The organism is Melaminivora alkalimesophila (genome assembly GCF_000282995.1).
Classification (GTDB): Bacteria; Pseudomonadota; Gammaproteobacteria; order Burkholderiales; family Burkholderiaceae_C; genus Melaminivora; species Melaminivora alkalimesophila.
Map to the genome: position 1 here is coordinate 1 of NZ_ALEE01000051.1, position 662 is coordinate 662.

General features: G+C 68.0%; 1 protein-coding gene. It reads right to left on the bottom strand.

Features of this window, described 5'->3' with window-relative positions; all coding sequences use genetic code 11:
• A partial coding sequence (locus A612_RS16860) for a flagellar cap protein FliD N-terminal domain-containing protein (protein ID WP_040435334.1) occupies window positions 1-448 on the bottom strand: 448 nt, incomplete at its 3' end.
• Between the last annotated feature and the right edge of the window lie 214 nt (window positions 449-662).

Consider the following 662-nt stretch of genomic DNA (forward strand, 5'->3'; position numbering starts at 1 on the left):
CTATCGAGACTGCGCTTCCCGTGCCGGCAAAGGTGCTGCCGGCGGCGTCCCAGCGGCCGGACTGCACGCTGAGCTGCCCCGCCACGCCCACCGCCGCGCCCGCACCGAAGCTGCCCGACGCCAGCGCCTGGCTGCTGGCCAAGCGGTCGACCTGCACGGCGAAGCTGCCCGCGCCAGCGGCCGCGCTGGCGCTGCCGCCGATGGTGCTCTTGTCGGCGCTCGTGAATTGCTTGCTCTGCCAGGTGGAGGAATTCATCAGAGCGTTGGCGGCGTCGTACAGCGAGGACAGCGCGGCCTTGATCTGGCCGTAGGACGAAATCTTGGTTTCGATGCTGCCGGCCTTGGTCTGCAGCTGCTGCAGCGGGCGCTGCTCGATGGCCATCATCTTGCCGACGATGGCGTTGATGTCCAGGCCGCTGCCGACGCCGGGCGATGAAATGGAAGCCATGTCTTTGTCCTTTGCGCTAGCTGGAGCGGCGCCACGTTGCGCCGCGGGCCACGGTAGCCTTGGTTTATGCCATAGCCTGCGGTGAGTCAAAAGCCGAAAAAGCCGGTGGTTTTGGCAGCCACCGGCTTGGCTCGCGCCCCGGAGGCGATCAGCGCAACAGGGCCAGCACGCCCTGCGGCAGCTGGTTGGCCTGCGCGATCATGGCGGTGCCGGC